This window comes from Ostreiculturibacter nitratireducens (genome assembly GCF_032670585.1).
In the GTDB taxonomy this organism is placed as follows: Bacteria; Pseudomonadota; Alphaproteobacteria; order Rhodobacterales; family Rhodobacteraceae; genus Ostreiculturibacter; species Ostreiculturibacter nitratireducens.
The window spans coordinates 1,021,341-1,037,162 of the sequence record NZ_JAVQHL010000002.1 but is presented as its reverse complement, the minus strand read 5'-3'; the positions used below and the strand labels follow the sequence as shown (position 1 = coordinate 1,037,162).

General features: G+C 66.2%; 19 protein-coding genes. 11 read left to right on the top strand and 8 right to left on the bottom strand.

Going from position 1 to position 15,822, the window contains the following annotated elements; all coding sequences use genetic code 11:
• The first annotated feature begins 82 nt into the window (after positions 1–82).
• Together ABCN56_RS12380 and ABCN56_RS12375 are read left to right on the top strand one after the other, a co-directional pair.
• Positions 83–889: a class I SAM-dependent methyltransferase gene (locus ABCN56_RS12380; RefSeq protein WP_343081098.1), complete on the top strand. Its 807-nt coding sequence runs from the start codon at positions 83–85 to the stop codon at positions 887–889.
• 200 nt (positions 890–1,089) lie between these two features.
• Positions 1,090–2,796, top strand: coding sequence for a bifunctional sulfate adenylyltransferase/adenylylsulfate kinase (locus tag ABCN56_RS12375; protein ID WP_343081097.1), 1,707 nt, complete (start codon positions 1,090–1,092; stop codon positions 2,794–2,796).
• A 75-nt stretch (positions 2,797–2,871) separates the two neighbouring features.
• Here the strand turns inward: ABCN56_RS12375 and ABCN56_RS12370 are convergent, their stop codons facing one another.
• From ABCN56_RS12370 to ABCN56_RS12360, 3 genes are all read right to left on the bottom strand, one after another.
• Entirely contained in the window at positions 2,872–3,357 is a 486-nt protein-coding gene (locus tag ABCN56_RS12370; RefSeq protein WP_343081096.1) for a cytochrome b, read from the bottom strand.
• A 268-nt stretch (positions 3,358–3,625) separates the two neighbouring features.
• Positions 3,626–3,853, bottom strand: coding sequence for a DUF1150 family protein (locus tag ABCN56_RS12365; RefSeq protein WP_343081095.1), 228 nt, complete (start codon positions 3,851–3,853; stop codon positions 3,626–3,628).
• Complete coding sequence (locus ABCN56_RS12360; RefSeq protein WP_343081094.1) at positions 3,853–4,284, bottom strand: Hsp20 family protein; 432 nt, start codon at positions 4,282–4,284, stop codon at positions 3,853–3,855. The genes ABCN56_RS12365 and ABCN56_RS12360 overlap by 1 nt, the downstream gene beginning before the upstream one ends.
• 181 nt (positions 4,285–4,465) lie before the next feature.
• Between ABCN56_RS12360 and ABCN56_RS12355 the strand changes: the two genes are divergently transcribed.
• From ABCN56_RS12355 to ABCN56_RS12345, 3 genes are read left to right on the top strand one after another with little or no spacing between them, the layout of a single operon-like run.
• Positions 4,466–4,684 (top strand): YdcH family protein, encoded by a 219-nt coding sequence (locus ABCN56_RS12355; protein ID WP_343081093.1) that lies wholly within the window; start codon positions 4,466–4,468, stop codon positions 4,682–4,684.
• A 46-nt stretch (positions 4,685–4,730) separates the two neighbouring features.
• A complete protein-coding gene (gene purE, locus ABCN56_RS12350) occupies positions 4,731–5,216 on the top strand; it encodes a 5-(carboxyamino)imidazole ribonucleotide mutase (RefSeq protein WP_343081092.1) in 486 nt (161 codons plus the stop codon).
• A complete protein-coding gene (locus tag ABCN56_RS12345) occupies positions 5,209–6,297 on the top strand; it encodes a 5-(carboxyamino)imidazole ribonucleotide synthase (RefSeq protein ID WP_343081091.1) in 1,089 nt (362 codons plus the stop codon). The genes purE and ABCN56_RS12345 overlap by 8 nt, the downstream gene beginning before the upstream one ends.
• Before the next feature lie 52 nt (positions 6,298–6,349).
• Here the strand turns inward: ABCN56_RS12345 and ABCN56_RS12340 are convergent, their stop codons facing one another.
• A complete protein-coding gene (locus tag ABCN56_RS12340; protein ID WP_343081090.1) occupies positions 6,350–7,084 on the bottom strand; it encodes an alpha/beta hydrolase in 735 nt (244 codons plus the stop codon).
• Positions 7,085–7,148: 64 nt separating this feature from the next.
• On the opposite strand from ABCN56_RS12340, the gene ABCN56_RS12335 reads away from it, so the two are divergent.
• Genes ABCN56_RS12335 through ABCN56_RS12325 form a run of 3 tightly spaced genes read left to right on the top strand, consistent with a single transcriptional unit; the run spans position 7,149 to position 8,586 of the window.
• Complete coding sequence (locus ABCN56_RS12335) at positions 7,149–7,592, top strand: NUDIX domain-containing protein (RefSeq protein ID WP_343081089.1); 444 nt, start codon at positions 7,149–7,151, stop codon at positions 7,590–7,592.
• Positions 7,589–8,089: a GreA/GreB family elongation factor gene (locus ABCN56_RS12330; RefSeq protein ID WP_343081088.1), complete on the top strand. Its 501-nt coding sequence runs from the start codon at positions 7,589–7,591 to the stop codon at positions 8,087–8,089. The genes ABCN56_RS12335 and ABCN56_RS12330 overlap by 4 nt, the downstream gene beginning before the upstream one ends.
• Positions 8,086–8,586 carry a GNAT family N-acetyltransferase gene (locus ABCN56_RS12325; RefSeq protein ID WP_343081087.1) on the top strand — a complete coding sequence of 167 codons (501 nt, stop codon included), beginning with the start codon at positions 8,086–8,088 and terminating at the stop codon, positions 8,584–8,586. Before ABCN56_RS12330 ends, ABCN56_RS12325 begins: the two co-directional genes overlap by 4 nt.
• A 30-nt stretch (positions 8,587–8,616) precedes the next feature.
• Here ABCN56_RS12325 and ABCN56_RS12320 read toward each other — a convergent pair whose 3' ends face one another.
• The 4 genes from ABCN56_RS12320 to groES all read right to left on the bottom strand — a co-directional run bounded on the left by ABCN56_RS12320 (position 8,617) and on the right by groES (position 12,421).
• The gene (locus ABCN56_RS12320) at positions 8,617–9,111 is read right to left on the bottom strand and encodes a GNAT family N-acetyltransferase (protein ID WP_343081086.1); all 495 of its coding nucleotides are present in this window, start codon (positions 9,109–9,111) and stop codon (positions 8,617–8,619) included.
• 33 nt (positions 9,112–9,144) lie between these two features.
• Positions 9,145–10,272: a DUF8173 domain-containing protein gene (locus ABCN56_RS12315; protein WP_343081085.1), complete on the bottom strand. Its 1,128-nt coding sequence runs from the start codon at positions 10,270–10,272 to the stop codon at positions 9,145–9,147.
• Positions 10,273–10,444: 172 nt separating this feature from the next.
• The gene (gene groL / locus ABCN56_RS12310) at positions 10,445–12,088 is read right to left on the bottom strand and encodes a chaperonin GroEL (protein ID WP_343081084.1); all 1,644 of its coding nucleotides are present in this window, start codon (positions 12,086–12,088) and stop codon (positions 10,445–10,447) included.
• A gap of 45 nt (positions 12,089–12,133) precedes the next feature.
• Positions 12,134–12,421 carry a co-chaperone GroES gene (groES, locus tag ABCN56_RS12305; RefSeq protein WP_343081083.1) on the bottom strand — a complete coding sequence of 96 codons (288 nt, stop codon included), beginning with the start codon at positions 12,419–12,421 and terminating at the stop codon, positions 12,134–12,136.
• A gap of 167 nt (positions 12,422–12,588) precedes the next feature.
• Between groES and ABCN56_RS12300 the strand changes: the two genes are divergently transcribed.
• The 3 genes from ABCN56_RS12300 (at position 12,589) to ABCN56_RS12290 (ending at position 15,786) form a co-directional block, all read left to right on the top strand.
• Positions 12,589–13,584 (top strand): TraB/GumN family protein, encoded by a 996-nt coding sequence (locus ABCN56_RS12300; protein WP_343081082.1) that lies wholly within the window; start codon positions 12,589–12,591, stop codon positions 13,582–13,584.
• A gap of 315 nt (positions 13,585–13,899) precedes the next feature.
• Positions 13,900–14,817, top strand: a complete 918-nt coding sequence (locus ABCN56_RS12295; protein ID WP_343081081.1) for a manganese-dependent inorganic pyrophosphatase — start codon at positions 13,900–13,902, stop codon at positions 14,815–14,817.
• Between the two features lie 87 nt (positions 14,818–14,904).
• On the top strand, positions 14,905–15,786 hold the full coding sequence (locus tag ABCN56_RS12290) for a TIGR01459 family HAD-type hydrolase (RefSeq protein ID WP_343081080.1): 882 nt from the start codon (positions 14,905–14,907) through the stop codon (positions 15,784–15,786).
• Positions 15,787–15,822: the final 36 nt, after the last annotated feature.

Below are 15,822 nucleotides of genomic sequence, written 5' to 3'. Positions count from 1 at the left end.
CTTTTGCAAGGTTACTACAGAATCAGGACTATCGGTAGGCGCTACCCAATCGGTATCCTCCCTGCCGCGAAAGGAGGACCCAATGACCGCCATGACCAAGACTCAGGCGGGTCAGGTCGCCGCGACCGCCGCCGAGATCTACGACCGCGCATTCGTTCCCGCCCTGTTCGGCCAGTTCGGCCCGATGCTGGCCGAGGCCGCCGCAATTGCCGAAGGAGAATCCGTGCTCGATGTCGGCTGCGGCACCGGCGTCGCGGCCCTCGCCGCCGCCGAACGAGCCGGGCCGTCCGGGCAGGTGACGGGCGTCGACATCAATCCCGGAATGCTCGCCGTCGCGCGGGCCAAATCCCGTCACGTCGACTGGCGCCAAGCTCCGGCCGAGGCTTTGCCGTTTATGGATGGCAGCTTCGACGCCGTTCTGAGCCAGTTCGCGCTGATGTTTCTGGCGGATCGCGCGGGCGCGCTCCGGGAAATGGCCCGCGTGACCAGGCCCGGGGGCCGGATCGCACTTCTGGTCTGGGAATCGCTCGACCGCAGCCCGGGCTACGACAGGCTCGTGCCGCTGCTGCGCGAAGTCGTGGGTGACGAGGCGGCCGAAGCCCTCTCGGCGCCTTTCGTCCTGGGCGAGCCGGACGACATCGCGGCTGAACTCGACAAGGCTGGCCTGGCCGTGGCCGAACGTCGCATGCTGACCGGCACAGCGCGTCACGCCTCGCTGGACGACTGGCTGGACACTGAGATCGGCGGCTGGACGCTCGCCGACATGGTCTCGGCCGATCAGCTCCGCCGCCTCAAGGACGCGGCTCGGAGCCGGCTTGCGAGGCATATCGGTCCGGATGGCCGAGTCGCATTCCCCGCGCCGGCACATCTCGTGATCGTGCTTCCATAGGATTGTCAGATGGCGCGGCGCCCTTCCCGGAAAGGGCACCGCGCCGGTGACCACGTTCGCTGACGGCAGGGATTTTCGCACTTTTCGTCCGAAATGACGCGGATTTTTCCGCATGGCTTGAATTTCGTCCGTTTTCGGGTCTATGCCCCGCGCGAATGCGGCCGTTCCGCCGCGCCAGGTCTTGCAGAGGTTCCATCGGCATGTCTCTTCCAAATCTCGCTCCGATCCCGGAGCTCTACGTTTCCTATGAATCCGCTCAGAAGCTGAAGGAAGAGGCGGGGAACCTGCCCTCCTGGGATCTGACGCCCCGCCAGATCTGCGATCTGGAGCTCCTGATGAACGGGGGCTTCAATCCCCTGAAGGGCTTCATGACCGAGGAAGACTACAACGGCGTGGTCGAGAACATGCGGCTTTCGGACGGCACGCTCTGGCCGATGCCGATCAACCTCGACGTTTCCGAGGACTTCGCCGCGAAGATCGAGCCCGGTCAGGACATCGCGCTGCGCGACCAGGAAGGCGTGATCCTCGCGATCCTGTCGGTGACCGATCTCTGGACCCCCGACAAGGCGCGCGAGGCCGAGAAGGTCTTCGGCGCAAACGACATCGCCCATCCGTCGGTCAACTACCTCCACAACGCGGCGGGAAAGGTCTATCTCGGCGGTCCGGTCACCGGGATCCAGCCGCCGGTGCACTACGACTTCAAGGCCCGCCGCGACACGCCGAACGAACTGCGCGCCTATTTCCGCAAAGTGGGCTGGCGCCGCGTCGTCGCGTTCCAGACCCGCAACCCGCTGCACCGCGCGCACCAGGAACTGACGTTCCGCGCCGCGAAGGAGGCCCAGGCGAACCTCCTCATCCACCCCGTCGTCGGCATGACGAAGCCCGGCGACATCGACCACTTCACCCGCGTGCGCTGCTACGAGGCGGTGCTTGACCAGTATCCGGCCTCGACCACGACGCTTTCGCTCCTCAACCTCGCCATGCGGATGGGGGGCCCGCGCGAGGCGCTCTGGCACGGGATTATCCGCAAGAACCACGGCTGCACTCACATGATCGTCGGCCGCGACCACGCGGGCCCGGGCAAGAACAGCCAGGGCAAGGACTTCTACGGCCCCTACGAAGCGCAGGAGCTGTTCAAGAAGCACGCTGCGGAAATCGGGATCGAAATGGTCGATTTCAAACAGATGGTCTACGTCCAGGAGAAGGCCCAGTACTTCCCTGTCGACGAGGTTCCGGAAGGCGCGACCGTCCTCGACATCTCGGGCACCGAACTCCGCCGCCGCCTCGCCGAGGGGCTGGAGATTCCAGACTGGTTCTCCTTCCCCGACGTCGTGGCCGAACTGCGCCGCACCCGCCCGGCGCGCTCGAAACAGGGCTTCACGGTGTTCTTCACCGGCTTCTCCGGGTCGGGCAAGTCCACGGTCGCCAACGCGCTCATGGTCAAGCTGATGGAGATGGGCGGCCGTCCCGTCACGCTCCTCGACGGCGACGTCGTGCGCAAGCACCTGTCGTCCGAGCTTGGCTTCTCGAAAGAGCATCGTGACATCAACATCAAGCGCATCGGCTACGTCGCCTCCGAGATCACGAAGAACGGCGGCATCGCTCTTTGCGCTCCGATCGCGCCCTACACCTCGACCCGGCGGGCGGTGCGCGAGATGATCGAGCAATACGGCGCCTTCGTGGAGGTTCACGTCGCGACCTCGCTCGAGGAATGCGAACGCCGCGACCGCAAGGGGCTCTACAAGCTCGCGCGCGAGGGCAAGATCAAGGAATTCACCGGGATCTCGGACCCCTACGAAGTGCCGGAGAACCCGGAACTCCGCCTCGATACGGAAAACGTCGAGGTCGACAACTGCGCCCACCAGGTGATCCTCAAGCTCGAGGCGATGGGTCTCATCGCCGTCTGATGCTGGGCCACCCGGCAAAACGAAAAAGGCCCCGGCGAATGCCGGGGCCTTTCTTGTTCGGCGTTGCCGCCCGGATCACCGGGGGCGCATCCGCGCCATCAGGTTGTCCTTCAGGACGAACTGGTGGAACAGCGCCGCGGCCGCGTGGACGATGATCAGCGCGAGCGTGAGGTTCACCAACACCTCGTGCACCTCGCCCGCCTCGCGCACGCCGCCGAACCAGGCCATGAGACCCGAGAGGGGCAGCAGAACGAGAAGCACATAAAGCGCCATGTGCCCGAGCTTCGCCAGCTTGTTCAGAAGCGCGTTGCCTTCTGGCTGCGCCGGTGCGCCCTGCACGAACTTGACGAGTAGCCGGATGACCGTCAACGCGAGGATCGCGATGCCGACGAGCACGTGGACCCTGACCGTCGGGGCGACGTTGTCCATCCCGCCGGTTTCCTGGACCTGTCGCAGCGCCCTGCCCATGTCATCGGACACGATGTAGTTCACGGCGAACAGAACGAAGATCAGCCAGTGGAGCGCGATCTGGAGCTTGCTGTAGCTTTCACGGGTTTTCATGATTGGGACCTGTCTTGAACCTGTCTTCCGGTGCTGTGACGCACCCGCGCCCGCGGAGGAGCCTGGATACCTCCCCGAGCGCAATAGCCTGCAACACTCTGACAAGGTTACGCGCCGAAGGTGCAGGGCGCCATTTGACGCAGGACAGAATAAACGGCCTCTGCAAAGGAACTTGCAGGGCCGTACAGCCCTTCGGGATGCGGGCAGATCGCCTAAATTGTTCGGGAATATCAGGCGGCCGGTCGGGCCCGGCCGCCGAATGGAGTCCTCAGTGCACGCTCACCGGCGCCATGTCGTTCTGCCGGGCCAGGACGAAGGCCATCCGGCGGTCGGCGACCAGCGCGATGCGCGCGCCCGCAGCGTCGTGGAGTGCGTAAAGCGTCTCCAGCCCCCCGGCCTGCGCCTGCACCTCCTTGGGCAGGTCGGAAACGGAAACGGGGCGGATGTAAACAATGCGCTCGCCCGATTCGGGTCCGAAATCGTATTTGGCATTCATTACGCGTTCCTCCTTTCTTTCCCCCGGCTGATCGCGATCGTCTGCACCCTGGGCTCTGGCACGACCCGTTTCAGGTCCACGTGCAGAAGCCCGTTCTCGATCATCGCGCCGGCAACTTCGACGCCTTCCGCAAGCACGAAGCTGCGCTGGAAGGCCCGTGCGGCGATGCCACGATGCAGGTAGACGCGCTTGCCCTCATCATCGGACTGCTTGCCCCGGATCACGAGTTGTCGATCCTCGACCGTGATCGACAGGTCTTCCTCGCGGAAACCGGCGACGGCCAGCGTGATCCGAAACCCGTTTTCGGAAGATTGTTCGATGTTGAAAGGCGGATAGCCTTCGTTCGAGGATTTCGCGGTGCGTTCTACCAGGCGTTCGAGCTGGTCGAAGCCCAGAAGGAACGGATGCGCCCCAAAGCTCAGTTTCGTCATCAGGCAAGCCCTTCACGAAGCGACATTGCTGGTCGAGGCCCCGCAGACGGCGGCCCCGTGAGAACAATATGGGGACGCCGCGCGCGCCCGGCAAGGGTGCGGGGGCGAGCGTCAAGCTTCCCGCAAGGGCCGGGAATTGCTATACAACCCCGTGTAACTCCCGACTCGTCGAAGGCTTGCCATGAACGCGCCGATGGAACTCGAACCCACGGAGGTGCTCCGCGTGAAACTCTCGGGCCTGGTGCGCGAGCACCGGGACCTTGACGAGGCGATTCACGTCCTCGAAACCTCCGGGCGCGGCGATCAGCTGGCAATCCGGCGGCTGAAGAAGCGCAAGCTTCTTCTCAAGGACCAGATCTCGCGCCTCGAAGACCTTCTGACGCCGGACATCATTGCGTAAGGCCCCGCTCTGGCTATAGTGCGCGCCTCAAAGCAAGGGGACGGTGATGGGCGTGAGCGTCGGGATAATCATGGGCAGCCAGTCCGACTGGGCCACGATGAAGGAGGCCGCGCTGATCCTTGACGAGCTCGGCATCCCCTATGAGTCGCGGATCGTCTCCGCGCACCGCACGCCGGACCGGCTCTGGAGCTACGGCAAGGAAGCGGCGGGGCGTGGCCTGAAAGTCATCATCGCGGGCGCAGGCGGGGCGGCGCATCTTCCGGGCATGATGGCCTCGAAGACCCGGATCCCCGTGATCGGCGTCCCGGTGCAGACCAGGGCGCTCAATGGCGTCGACAGCCTTTACTCGATCGTCCAGATGCCCAAGGGCTATCCCGTCGCGACGATGGCGATCGGCGCCGCCGGTGCAGCGAACGCGGGGCTCATGGCCGCCGCGATCCTTGCCGTTTCCGACCCGGCGCTTGCCGAACGCCTCGACGCATGGCGCGACGCCCTTTCCGAATCGATCCCCGAAGAGCCCACGGATGACTGACACTGCTACTCCCGCGCCTCTCGCCCCCGGCGCGACCATCGGCATTCTCGGCGGCGGCCAGCTTGGCCGCATGCTTTCGGTCGCGGCCGCGCGCCTCGGCTTCCGTTGCCACATCTTCGAACCGGGCGAAAACCCGCCCGCCGCCGACGTGGCCCACGCCGTAACCACGGCGTCCTATGACGACGAGACGGCGCTCGCCGCCTTCGCCGGCTCGGTCGACGTCGTCACCTACGAATTCGAGAACATCCCCACCTCCGCGCTCGACTTCCTCGAATCGCGGCTGCCGATCCGGCCGAACCGCCGGGCTCTGGCGATCTCGCAGGACCGTATCCTGGAGAAGGACTTCCTCACCTCCATCGGCCTCGCCACCGCGCCGTACCGCGCGGTGAACAGCGCCGAGGATCTCGACGCCGCGCTGGCCGAGATCGGGACGCCCGCGATCCTCAAGACCACGCGGCTCGGCTACGACGGCAAGGGCCAGGCCCGGATCGACAGCCCGGAAGGTGCTCCGCACGCTCTGGCCGCGATGGCTGGCGCGCCCGCCGTCCTCGAGGGCTTCGTGAATTTCAGCCGCGAGGTTTCCGTCATCGCGGCGCGCGGCCTTCTTGGCGACGTGGCGGCGTTCGACCCCGGCGAGAACGTCCACCGCGGCGGCATCCTGCATACCACGACCGTCCCGGCGCGCCTTTCCGCGGCCGAACGCAGCGACGCCGTCCTCCTCGCCGCGCGCATCCTGAACGAACTCGATTACGTGGGTGTCATCGGCGTCGAGCTCTTCGTGACGCCGCAGGGCCTCCTTGTGAACGAGATCGCCCCGCGCGTTCACAATTCCGGGCACTGGACGCAGAACGGCTGCACGGTCGACCAGTTCGAACAGCATATCCGCGCGATCGCCGGCTGGCCCCTTGGCGACGGAAGACGCTATGCCGATGTCGAGATGACGAACCTCATCGGCGCCGACGTGGATCAGGTTCCCGCAATCACGCGCGAATCCAACGCGGCGCTCCACCTCTACGGCAAGCGCGAGGCAAAGCCGGGCCGCAAGATGGGCCACGTCAACCGGATCCTGACCCGAGGCTGAGCCGCCACTGCTTCTGACGGACAACAAGGGGGGCCGCACGGCCCCCTCCCCCTCACGGCCAGAGCCGTTCCACCGCCTGACCCCAGGTGAGCGCATGGTCGAACTGGCCGTTCCGCAGGAATTCCAGCACCTGGGCGATCACGAGGGGGTTCAGCATCATGAACGTATGCGTGACATGGAGCGTGATGTGATCGTTCATGCCGACGATCCGCGTGCTCTCGACGCTCACCTTCCCGTCGTCGGGACCCGGGATCAGCGAGGAATAGATCGGATTGAGCGACCGGTCCCCCGCGATCACGCCCAGCTCGAACCGCACGGCGCCCAGCAGGTTCGGCGTACTCCCCGGCCCCGTGCCAAGCTCCAGCCCCGCCGGGCCGTTGATCCATTCGAAGGCGTCCCAGTCGCCGAAGGCATCGACGATCTCCGACCCGCTGTTCGGCGGGGCAAGCATCACGACGCGGCCCATGTTCATCGACTGTGCCTCCTGCGCCCAGGCCCGCACGAGGATCCCGCCCATCGAATGCGTCACGAAGTTCACCCGGGCATCTTCGCCGCACTCCGCGACGGCCGGCACTACGTGTTCCCGCACCAGTTCGGCGATCCCTTCCTTCGTTGACGGGTAGCCCCGGTTGACCACCCGGTAACCCCCCGATTTCAGCGCGCCCTCGATTGCCGTAAGTGACACCTCGGTCCGCGCGAGGCCATGAAGCAGGACCACGCAATCCGCGGCCCGCGCAGGCAGCGCCGCCATCAGCATCCCGGTCAAGAAGAAAGCCAGCCGTCCCATGCGCTCCGAAATATGCATCGCGGGTCCGCTTGCCAATCCCCGCGCGCCGCGCCACGGTTGCGGGATGAAGCCCCGCTCGCCCCGCCTTTCCGCCCGCGCGCTGATCCTCTCCGGGGACCGGCTCCTGGTGGTCAACGCCTATCCCGAAGGCCGCTCCGATCTCTGGTGCGCCCCGGGCGGCGGGGTCCATGCCGGAACCTCGATCCCCGACAACCTCGTCCGCGAGATCCAAGAGGAAACCGGTCTCGAGATCGCGGTGGGCGACCCCGCGCTCGTCAATGAATTCCACGACCCGGACACCGGCTTTCACCAGGTCGACATCTACTTTCGCTGCACGCCCCTCGGCCCCCTGCCGGCGCACTGGACCGACCCGGAAGGCATCGTCAGCCAACGCCGCTACGTGACGCGCGCGGAACTCGCGGCCCTCCGCCACAAGCCCGATAGCCTCGCTGAGGCGGCTTGGGGCGCGGGCATCCTCTACGACCCCCTGGAAGTGATCGTTCGATGAGCCGAGCCTTCGTGAAGGAGGACGGGCCGGACAACGAACCGCTGCCCGACCTGCCCCTCAGCCCGCACCCGAATTACGTGACGCCGCGGGGCCTTGCGGCGCTGCGCGCCCGCCTTGCCGAGACGCAGGCCGAACTGGCCCGCCTTCGCGCCCGCGCCGAAAGGCTCGACCGGCTGCCGGAGAAAGCCGCTGAGCGCGACATCAGGTATCTGGAGGCGCGGCTGCGCAGCGCGATCCCGGTGGACACTGCGTCCCAGCCAAGGGACGAGGTCGCCTTCGCCGCCCGCGTCACCGTCGCGGACGAGGAGGGGCACGAATCGTCCTACGAGATCGTGGGCGAAGACGAGGCGGACGCGAGCCTCGGCCGCATTGCACCCCATTCCCCCCTCGCTCGCGCGCTTCTCGGCGCGAATGTGGGCGACGTCGTCGAATGGCGGAAGCCATCCGGCCGGGAGGAGATCGAAGTCGTCGCCATCGATTATCCGGAGGCGGAATGAGCTTCGCCATCCGCCCGCTTGAGCCACGGGCCGACCGGGACCTGGTCAACGACCTCTTCCGCCGCTCGGCCGACTACGTGCGCCTCGAGCGGGGGGAGGAGCCTGGCGAGACGCTGGCCGATGAGTTCTTCGATGACGCCCCTCCCGGCGCGGACCCGGCGAAGTCGCTCAAGTTCGGCCTGTTTCTCTCCGACGGCACCCTTGCCGGCATCGCGGACGTCGGCTTCGACTTCCCCGAGCCCGGTGACGCCTTCCTCGGCCTCCTGCAACTCGCGACAGACGCGCGCGATCAGGGCCTCGGCGCCGCGTTCCTGCGCCACATCGAGGCAGCCGCGAAGGATCGCGGCGCCCCCCGCCTGTTCATCGCCGTCCTCGACGAGAACCCGCGCGGCCGGGCGTTCTGGGATCGGGAGGGCTTCGCGGTCGCGCTCGCCAACAGCAGGGTTCGGCTCGGCTCGAAGGAGCATGTCGCCACACGCATGGTGAAACCCCTGTGAAGCGGCCGAGGTCGCGCAGCCCGGATCGCCTCACACGGCGGCAAAGGCCGGGGCGTATCTCAATTCCGCAATTGCCTCGGCTTCCGTAAGCGGTCCGCCATTCAGGATGCGGACGCCGGTATAGGCGATCGGATAGGGCGAGGACATCCGCGCCGCCGCCGCGACCGAGAAGCCGAACCGGCCGTAGAATTCGGGATCCCCCAACACCACCGCTGCCTGCGCGCCGGAGTCACGCGCCTCGCCGAGGAGCGCGCGTATCAGCCCGCTGGCGATACCCCGGCGCTCGAAGCCAGGCAGCGTTGCGACCGGCGCGAGCGCGACCCAGCCCTCCGGCCCTGCCATCCGGCTCGTCATCGCGTGGCCTACGATCGCCCCCGCCGAATCCTCTTCCACCAACTCGGCCTGGACCGCTCCGTCGCTCCGAAGCGCAGCGACGAGCGCCACCTCCTCCGTTCCGCCGAAAGCGGCGGTCAGGAGCTTGTCGATCTCCGCATGATCCTCTGGGCGGACTTGGCGTATCGGCATGATCTGCCCTTCCAGCCTCGGGACGGCGCGCGCTCAGGCGACCGTCCGGACGAAGAAGGCCGGGCGCAACTGTCTCAGCGTCAGCGCGCCCACACCGGCAAGCGTCACGGCCAACACGAAGAGCCAACCGAGGAACGGGATCAGGCCGATGACCCCCGCGACAAGCGCACCGGCAGCCGCGGCGAGCGCCCGCGCGCCGAAGGTCTGCGGCTCACCCCGGCCGATGCCCAGCATCAGGCCCACGCCCAGCGCGTAGGCGCCGATCACGTAGCCCACGAACCCCGCCAGAAGCGCTGCGATGATCGCGGCGGGAGTGATCAGCAACCCGATCAGCGTCATTGCCAGAAGGATCGCCGCCCCGGAAAGCGTCGAGAGCGCGAGGAATCCGAACCACACCGACCGGAGCGGCGCGGCGAGGACCTGCCGGCGGAGGCCGGCGAGCGGCCCGGGCAGAAGCGCCGCGATCAGGGCGGCGAGGATCGCGATAAAGATCACGCCGCCGAGGAAGTTCAGTGTGTATTGCCACCAGCTGAACGGCCTCAGCGCCTCAGGCATCCCCTCCGGGCCCCATTCCTCGACCTTGACCCGAGTGATGCGCTCAGCGGGAACCACGGTTTCCGGAACTTCGATCTGGCCCACTGCCTTCTCGTAGAGAGTGAGCTTGCCGTCCACCCGCGCACGGGGCCCGAAGATCACGTTCCGCCCCGCGATATGCGCCTCCCCCGCGATGGCCGAGTCGATCCGGATCTCATCTCCCGCGAGGCTGGCGTAGCCCGCGACCGGGGCTGCCAGTGTCACGTTCGCGCCTGAGGCGCGAAGGTCGCCGCCGACGGCGCCCTCTACCTGCACGTCATAGCCCGCCAGCGAGGCATCGCCTATGACCTGCCCGGTGACGGTGACCTCCATCCCGGCGGCGTAGACCTCGCCCGCCCGAGCGGCGAGAGTGACCTTCCGCCCGGCAAGATGTGCGGTCCCGTCGATCGGGGCCGCCGACGTGACGCTTTCCCCCGCCATGAAGAGGTCGTCGACCCCCGTGCCGTCGTGAACCACGGTGCTCCCCGCCATGAACTCGTCGTCTCCGATGCGGGTCATCGCCTCGTCCTGGGCAAGCGCCGCCGAGGCCAGGAAAGTGGCCAGTATCGTCAGTAAAATGCGTGTCATCAACCTATCCTCCCTGCGAAGGTCGCAACGAGGATGCCCCGATCCGCCGCGCCGCGCCTTGCCGCAGATCAAGAGGGGAAGGCCGTGACCCGTAAGTGCCGGGCGGTTCGGGAAAAAAGAAAAGAGGCCCCGCGCGGGGGCCCCTTCCTGTCTGTCCGAACGGACGGTCGGCTTACATCATGCCTTCCATGCCGCCCATGCCGCCCATGCCGGCGCCAGCGCCCGCACCCTTCGGCTCGGGCTTTTCGGCGACCATGGCTTCGGTGGTGATGAGCAGACCGGCAACCGAGGCCGCATCCTCGAGTGCGGTGCGCACGACCTTCGCGGGGTCGATGACGCCGAACTTGAACATGTCGCCATATTCCTCGGTCTGAGCGTTGAAGCCGAACTTCGCGTCATTCGACTCGCGCACCTTGCCGGCAACGACCGAACCGTCGACGCCCGCGTTTTCAGCGATCTGGCGCAGCGGCGCTTCGAGCGCGCGGCGGACGATCGCGATGCCGGCATCCTGGTCGCTGTTGACGCCCTTGACGCCGTCGAGCTTCTTGGCGGCCTGGACCAGAGCCACGCCACCGCCCACGACGATGCCTTCCTGCACCGCGGCGCGGGTCGCGTTCAGCGCGTCATCGACGCGGTCCTTGCGCTCTTTCACTTCGACTTCGGTCATGCCGCCGACGCGGATGACGGCGACGCCACCGGCGAGTTTCGCAACACGCTCCTGCAGCTTCTCGCGGTCGTAGTCCGAGGTGGTTTCCTCGATCTGCGTGCGGATCTGGGCCACGCGGGCTTCGATCTCGGCCTTGTCACCGGCACCGTCGACGATCGTCGTGGTGTCCTTGTTGATCGCCACCTTCTTGGCGCGGCCAAGCATGTTGATGCCGACGTTCTCGAGCTTCATGCCGAGGTCTTCGCTGATGACCTGACCGCCGGTCAGGATCGCGATGTCCTGGAGCATGGCCTTGCGGCGGTCGCCGAAGCCCGGAGCCTTGACGGCAGCGATCTTCAGACCACCACGCAGCTTGTTGACGACGAGCGTGGCGAGAGCTTCACCCTCGACGTCTTCCGCGATGATGAGGAGCGGCTTCTGCGACTGGATGACCGCCTCGAGCAGCGGGACCATCGGCTGCAGCGAGGAGAGCTTCTTCTCGTGCAGGAGGATGTAGCAGTCTTCGAGCTCCGCGATCATCTTGTCGGCGTTGGTCACGAAGTAGGGCGACAGGTAGCCGCGGTCGAACTGCATGCCTTCGACGACCTCGGTCTCAGTCTCGAGGCCCTTGTTCTCCTCGACGGTGATGACACCCTCGTTGCCGACCTTCTGCATCGCGTCGGCGATCTGACGGCCGATCTCGGCCTCGCCGTTCGCGGAGATGGTGCCGACCTGCGCGACCTCGGCCGAGTCGGCCACCTTGCGCGCCGCAGCCTTGATCTCTTCCACGACCTTGTGGGTCGCGAGGTCGATGCCGCGCTTGAGGTCCATCGGGTTCATGCCCGCGGCCACGGCCTTCATGCCCTCGCGGACGATCGCCTGGGCGAGAACGGTCGCGGTCGTGGTGCCGTCGCCGGCCTCGTCGTTGGTGCGCGAGGCGACTTCTTTCACCATCTGCGCGCCCATGTTCTCGAACTTGTCGGAAAGCTCGATTTCCTTGGCGACCGACACACCGTCCTTGGTGATGCGCGGCGCGCCGAACGATTTCTCGATCACGACGTTGCGGCCTTTCGGGCCCAGCGTCACCTTCACCGCGTCGGCGAGGATATTGACGCCTTTGAGCATCCGGTCGCGGGCATCGGAATCGAACTTGACGTCCTTAGCAGCCATTTTCGCTTGCTCCTGGTTGTCTGGATTTCAGTGTTTCGGCGGATCTCAGGCGATGACGCCGAGAATGTCGCTTTCCTTCATGATCAGGAGTTCCTGACCGTCGAGCGTGACTTCGGTGCCCGACCACTTGCCGAAGAGAACGCGGTCGCCCGCCTTCACCGACATCGGGATCAGTTCGCCCGAATCCTTGCGTGCGCCCTCGCCCACGGCGACCACTTCGCCCTCGGCCGGCTTTTCCTTGGCGCTGTCGGGGATAATCAGCCCGCCTTTGGTCTTTTCGTCGCTCTCGACACGCTTGACGACGACACGGTCATGCAGCGGTTTGAATGCCATCTGGCAACACTCCCTAGGTTCCAGGTTTCAACTGTTGGCACTCACTGTGTGCGAGTGCTAACGGCGCGGATTTAGGATGCACATTCACGTGAGTCAACAGCGCTGGACGCGAAAAAATCACTGCCTCGCTCTGGAAATGGCGCTGCCTCCGTGCCAGCGTCCTGCGGATGCTGAAGCACCTCTTCCTCGCCTTCGCCTTCTTCTTCTCGGCCGGTCCCGTCACCGCGGCCTGCGAGGGGCGGAACCTGCTTGGCGATCTTCCACCCGACCAGCGCGCCGCGCTTGATGCCGCGGTCGCCGCGGCGCCCTATGCCGCCGGCAATCACTGGATCGCGCGGAAATCCGGCTCCACCATCAACGTGATCGGGACCTTCCATCTCTACGACGAACGGATGGAAGGCCCCATTACCGGCCTCGACCCGGTGATCCGCGCCGCCGACGCCGTCTACCTCGAGGCCACCGACGCCGAGATGACGCAGCTGCAGCGGGAAATCGGCCGCAATCCCGACATCCTCGTCATCCCGCATGGCGACCATACGCTCCCCGAGCTTCTCGCCCCCGACGAATGGGCACTCCTGTCCGAAGAGATGCGCGCGCGCGGCATTCCGCCCTTCATGGCGGCCAAGTTCCGGCCCTGGTACGTGACGATGCTTCTTTCCATGCCACCCTGCGCGATGGAGACGGTCACCCAGCAACGCGAGGGGCTCGACCAGATGGTGATGGGTGTGGCCGAAGCGGCAGGAGTGCCGACGCACCCGCTTGAGGAATTCGACACCGTCTTCCAGGTCTTTCTGGCGCTGTCGGCGGAGGAACAGATCGACATGGTCCGCGCGACGCTGCCGCTCGTCGCCCAGGCCGAGGACCTGTTCGTCACGATGACGGAAGCCTATTTCACCGAAGAACACCGCCGCATCTGGGAACTCTCCCGGCTGCAGGCCGTCACCGCAGCGGGGGCGGACAGCGGGAAGATGGAAAAGGACTTCGCGCTGATGGAGGAGGCACTTCTGAACGGGCGCAACCGCGCGTGGATGGAGGTGATCCTGCCCGCCGCCGAGAACCGGTCCATCGTCGTCGCCGTCGGGGCAGCGCATCTGTCCGGCGAGGAAGGCGTGCTGAACCTTCTGGCCGAAGCGGGCTACGAGCTCGGGCGCCTTCCGTTCTGAACCGCCTCTGCCGGCCAATCCGGCGCGTCGGCGGCATTGCCACCAGCGCGCTTTCCTGAAGGATACCCGCGCCGGCCGGATCAGGGGCAAGGACCGCGCTCGGGGGCTCTGGCGGGGACAACCGTCTGGGGGCGTTTTGTCGCCCTTTCGCTGCGCAGTTGGCCCGACTTGCCGATCCACCTCTGGAATCGAACGCACTTTCAATAGCTTGCCCGGAATTCTGCGGATGAATACCCGGGCCCGCCGCCCCCGTGACATTCCTGCGGCCCCGCCCTATAAAGCCGGCGATTTCCAGAACCGATAACGGACGCTCCCATGATCAAGGTTTTCGGCCACAAGGCCCCCGACACCGACTCGACCGGCTCGCCCATCATCTGGGCGTGGTACCTTTCCGAGGTCAAAGGCACCCCGGCGAAGGCCGTTCTTCTCGGCGAGCCCAACACCGAAGCCGCCTTCATGCTGACCCGCTGGGGCTTCGACAAGCCCGAGATCATCGCCGACGTTTCCGCCGATGACACCTGCGTCGTCGTCGACACCAACAACCCGGCCGAGCTTCCTGCTTCGATCAACGACGCGAAGGTCGTCCAGCTGATCGACCACCACCTGCTCGCCGGCGGCCTCAAGACCAAGACGCCGATCGACATCACGATCCGCCCGCTCGCCTGCACGGCGACCATCATGTACGACCTGATGGGCGACGACGCCGGCAAGATGCCCGAGGCGATCAAGGGCGCCATGCTTTCCTGCATCCTCTCCGACACGCTCGAGTTCCGCTCGCCCACGACGACCGACCATGACCGCGCCGTTGCCGAGAAGCTCGCCGCGGACCTCGGCATCTCGATCCCCGATTACGCGGGAGAGATGTTCGCGGCCAAGTCCGACGTCTCGGAATTCTCTGATGCCGAACTCCTGCGGATGGACTCGAAGGAATACGAAGTGGGCGGAAAGCAGCTTCGCGTTTCGGTGCTCGAAACGACCGCGCCCCAGGTGCTTCTCGACCGGAAGGCGTCGCTGATGGAGGCGATGCCCGGCGTCGCGAAAGAGGATGGCGCGGATCAGGTGCTGCTCTTCATCGTCGACATCCTGAAGGAGGAGGCCACGCTCCTCGTCCCGAACGACCTCGTGAAGCAGATCGCCGAGGCGAGCTTCCCCTGCACCGTCACCGGCGACGCCGTCGTGCTGCCGGGGATCATGTCGCGGAAGAAGCAGATCATCCCGGCCCTGAAGATCTGATCGAACGTGGCGCCGGGGGGCAAATCCCCGCTTCGGCCCTGCCTGCGGCCGCTCCCTGCGCCGCCCGTCCCTCGGAAGAGATCCGCCATGACCCGCCTGATCCAGTCGCTCGCCGAAATCTCATCGACCTACGAGGCGCTGTTCTGCGACCTCTGGGGTTGCCTGCACAACGGCCGTGCGCCGTTTCCGGCGGCGGTCGCGGCGCTTCAGGCATTCCGCAAGAAGGGCGGCAAGGTCGTCCTGATGACCAACGCTCCGCGCCCGAACGAGCGCGTCGTGGCACAGCTCGACCGGATGGGGGTGCCGCGCGATGCCTGGGATTTCGTCGTCTCTTCCGGTGACGCGGCGCAATACGCGCTTTTCACCGGGGCAGTTGGCCAGAAGATCTGGCATCTCGGCCCCGAGAAGGACGACAGCTTCTTCACCTCGCATCCCGAGGGCCTCGCCGATCCCGTCGAAATCACGCGCGTCCCGCTGGATGAGGCGGAGGGCATCGTCTGCACCGGCCCCTTCGACGAGATGAATGAGGTGCCGGAGGACTACCGCGCGCGCTTCCTCTACGCCAAGACCAAGGGGCTGCCGATGCTCTGCACCAACCCCGATCACGTCGTTGATCTTGGCGAAACCCGCATCTACTGCGCCGGCGCCCTTGCCGCGCTTTACGAGGAAATGGGGGGCGAGGCGCTCTATTTCGGCAAGCCGCACCCGCCGATCTACGACCTCGCCCGGCGCCGCCTTGCCGCGCTTGGGCACGAAATCCCAGACAGCGCGATCCTTGCCGTGGGCGACGGGATCTTCACCGACATCAAGGGCGGCATCGGAGAGGGTATCGACACGCTCTTCATCACCGGCGGGCTCGCGGCGGACCAATTCGGGGACGATCCCGAAGCGCCGGATGCGGCGATGCTCGATGCCTGGCTCGACGGGAAGCAGCTTTCGCCGACCTATGCGATAAGCAAGCTGCGCTGATCGGAGCCCCGGCAAGCCAGCAACAAAGTTGCGCAG

What these genes read in the sequence shown, in the direction of transcription:
- ABCN56_RS12380 (WP_343081098.1), top strand. Translation starts at nt 83, where the DNA reads ATGACCGCCATGACCAAGACTCAGGCGGGTCAGGTCGCCGCGACCGCC.
- ABCN56_RS12375 (WP_343081097.1), top strand. Translation starts at nt 1,090, where the DNA reads ATGTCTCTTCCAAATCTCGCTCCGATCCCGGAGCTCTACGTTTCCTAT.
- ABCN56_RS12370 (WP_343081096.1), bottom strand. Translation starts at nt 3,357, where the DNA reads ATGAAAACCCGTGAAAGCTACAGCAAGCTCCAGATCGCGCTCCACTGG.
- ABCN56_RS12365 (WP_343081095.1), bottom strand. Translation starts at nt 3,853, where the DNA reads ATGAATGCCAAATACGATTTCGGACCCGAATCGGGCGAGCGCATTGTT.
- ABCN56_RS12360 (WP_343081094.1), bottom strand. Translation starts at nt 4,284, where the DNA reads ATGACGAAACTGAGCTTTGGGGCGCATCCGTTCCTTCTGGGCTTCGAC.
- ABCN56_RS12355 (WP_343081093.1), top strand. Translation starts at nt 4,466, where the DNA reads ATGAACGCGCCGATGGAACTCGAACCCACGGAGGTGCTCCGCGTGAAA.
- purE (WP_343081092.1), top strand. Translation starts at nt 4,731, where the DNA reads ATGGGCGTGAGCGTCGGGATAATCATGGGCAGCCAGTCCGACTGGGCC.
- ABCN56_RS12345 (WP_343081091.1), top strand. Translation starts at nt 5,209, where the DNA reads ATGACTGACACTGCTACTCCCGCGCCTCTCGCCCCCGGCGCGACCATC.
- ABCN56_RS12340 (WP_343081090.1), bottom strand. Translation starts at nt 7,084, where the DNA reads ATGGGACGGCTGGCTTTCTTCTTGACCGGGATGCTGATGGCGGCGCTG.
- ABCN56_RS12335 (WP_343081089.1), top strand. Translation starts at nt 7,149, where the DNA reads ATGAAGCCCCGCTCGCCCCGCCTTTCCGCCCGCGCGCTGATCCTCTCC.
- ABCN56_RS12330 (WP_343081088.1), top strand. Translation starts at nt 7,589, where the DNA reads ATGAGCCGAGCCTTCGTGAAGGAGGACGGGCCGGACAACGAACCGCTG.
- ABCN56_RS12325 (WP_343081087.1), top strand. Translation starts at nt 8,086, where the DNA reads ATGAGCTTCGCCATCCGCCCGCTTGAGCCACGGGCCGACCGGGACCTG.
- ABCN56_RS12320 (WP_343081086.1), bottom strand. Translation starts at nt 9,111, where the DNA reads ATGCCGATACGCCAAGTCCGCCCAGAGGATCATGCGGAGATCGACAAG.
- ABCN56_RS12315 (WP_343081085.1), bottom strand. Translation starts at nt 10,272, where the DNA reads ATGACACGCATTTTACTGACGATACTGGCCACTTTCCTGGCCTCGGCG.
- groL (WP_343081084.1), bottom strand. Translation starts at nt 12,088, where the DNA reads ATGGCTGCTAAGGACGTCAAGTTCGATTCCGATGCCCGCGACCGGATG.
- groES (WP_343081083.1), bottom strand. Translation starts at nt 12,421, where the DNA reads ATGGCATTCAAACCGCTGCATGACCGTGTCGTCGTCAAGCGTGTCGAG.
- ABCN56_RS12300 (WP_343081082.1), top strand. Translation starts at nt 12,589, where the DNA reads ATGCTGAAGCACCTCTTCCTCGCCTTCGCCTTCTTCTTCTCGGCCGGT.
- ABCN56_RS12295 (WP_343081081.1), top strand. Translation starts at nt 13,900, where the DNA reads ATGATCAAGGTTTTCGGCCACAAGGCCCCCGACACCGACTCGACCGGC.
- ABCN56_RS12290 (WP_343081080.1), top strand. Translation starts at nt 14,905, where the DNA reads ATGACCCGCCTGATCCAGTCGCTCGCCGAAATCTCATCGACCTACGAG.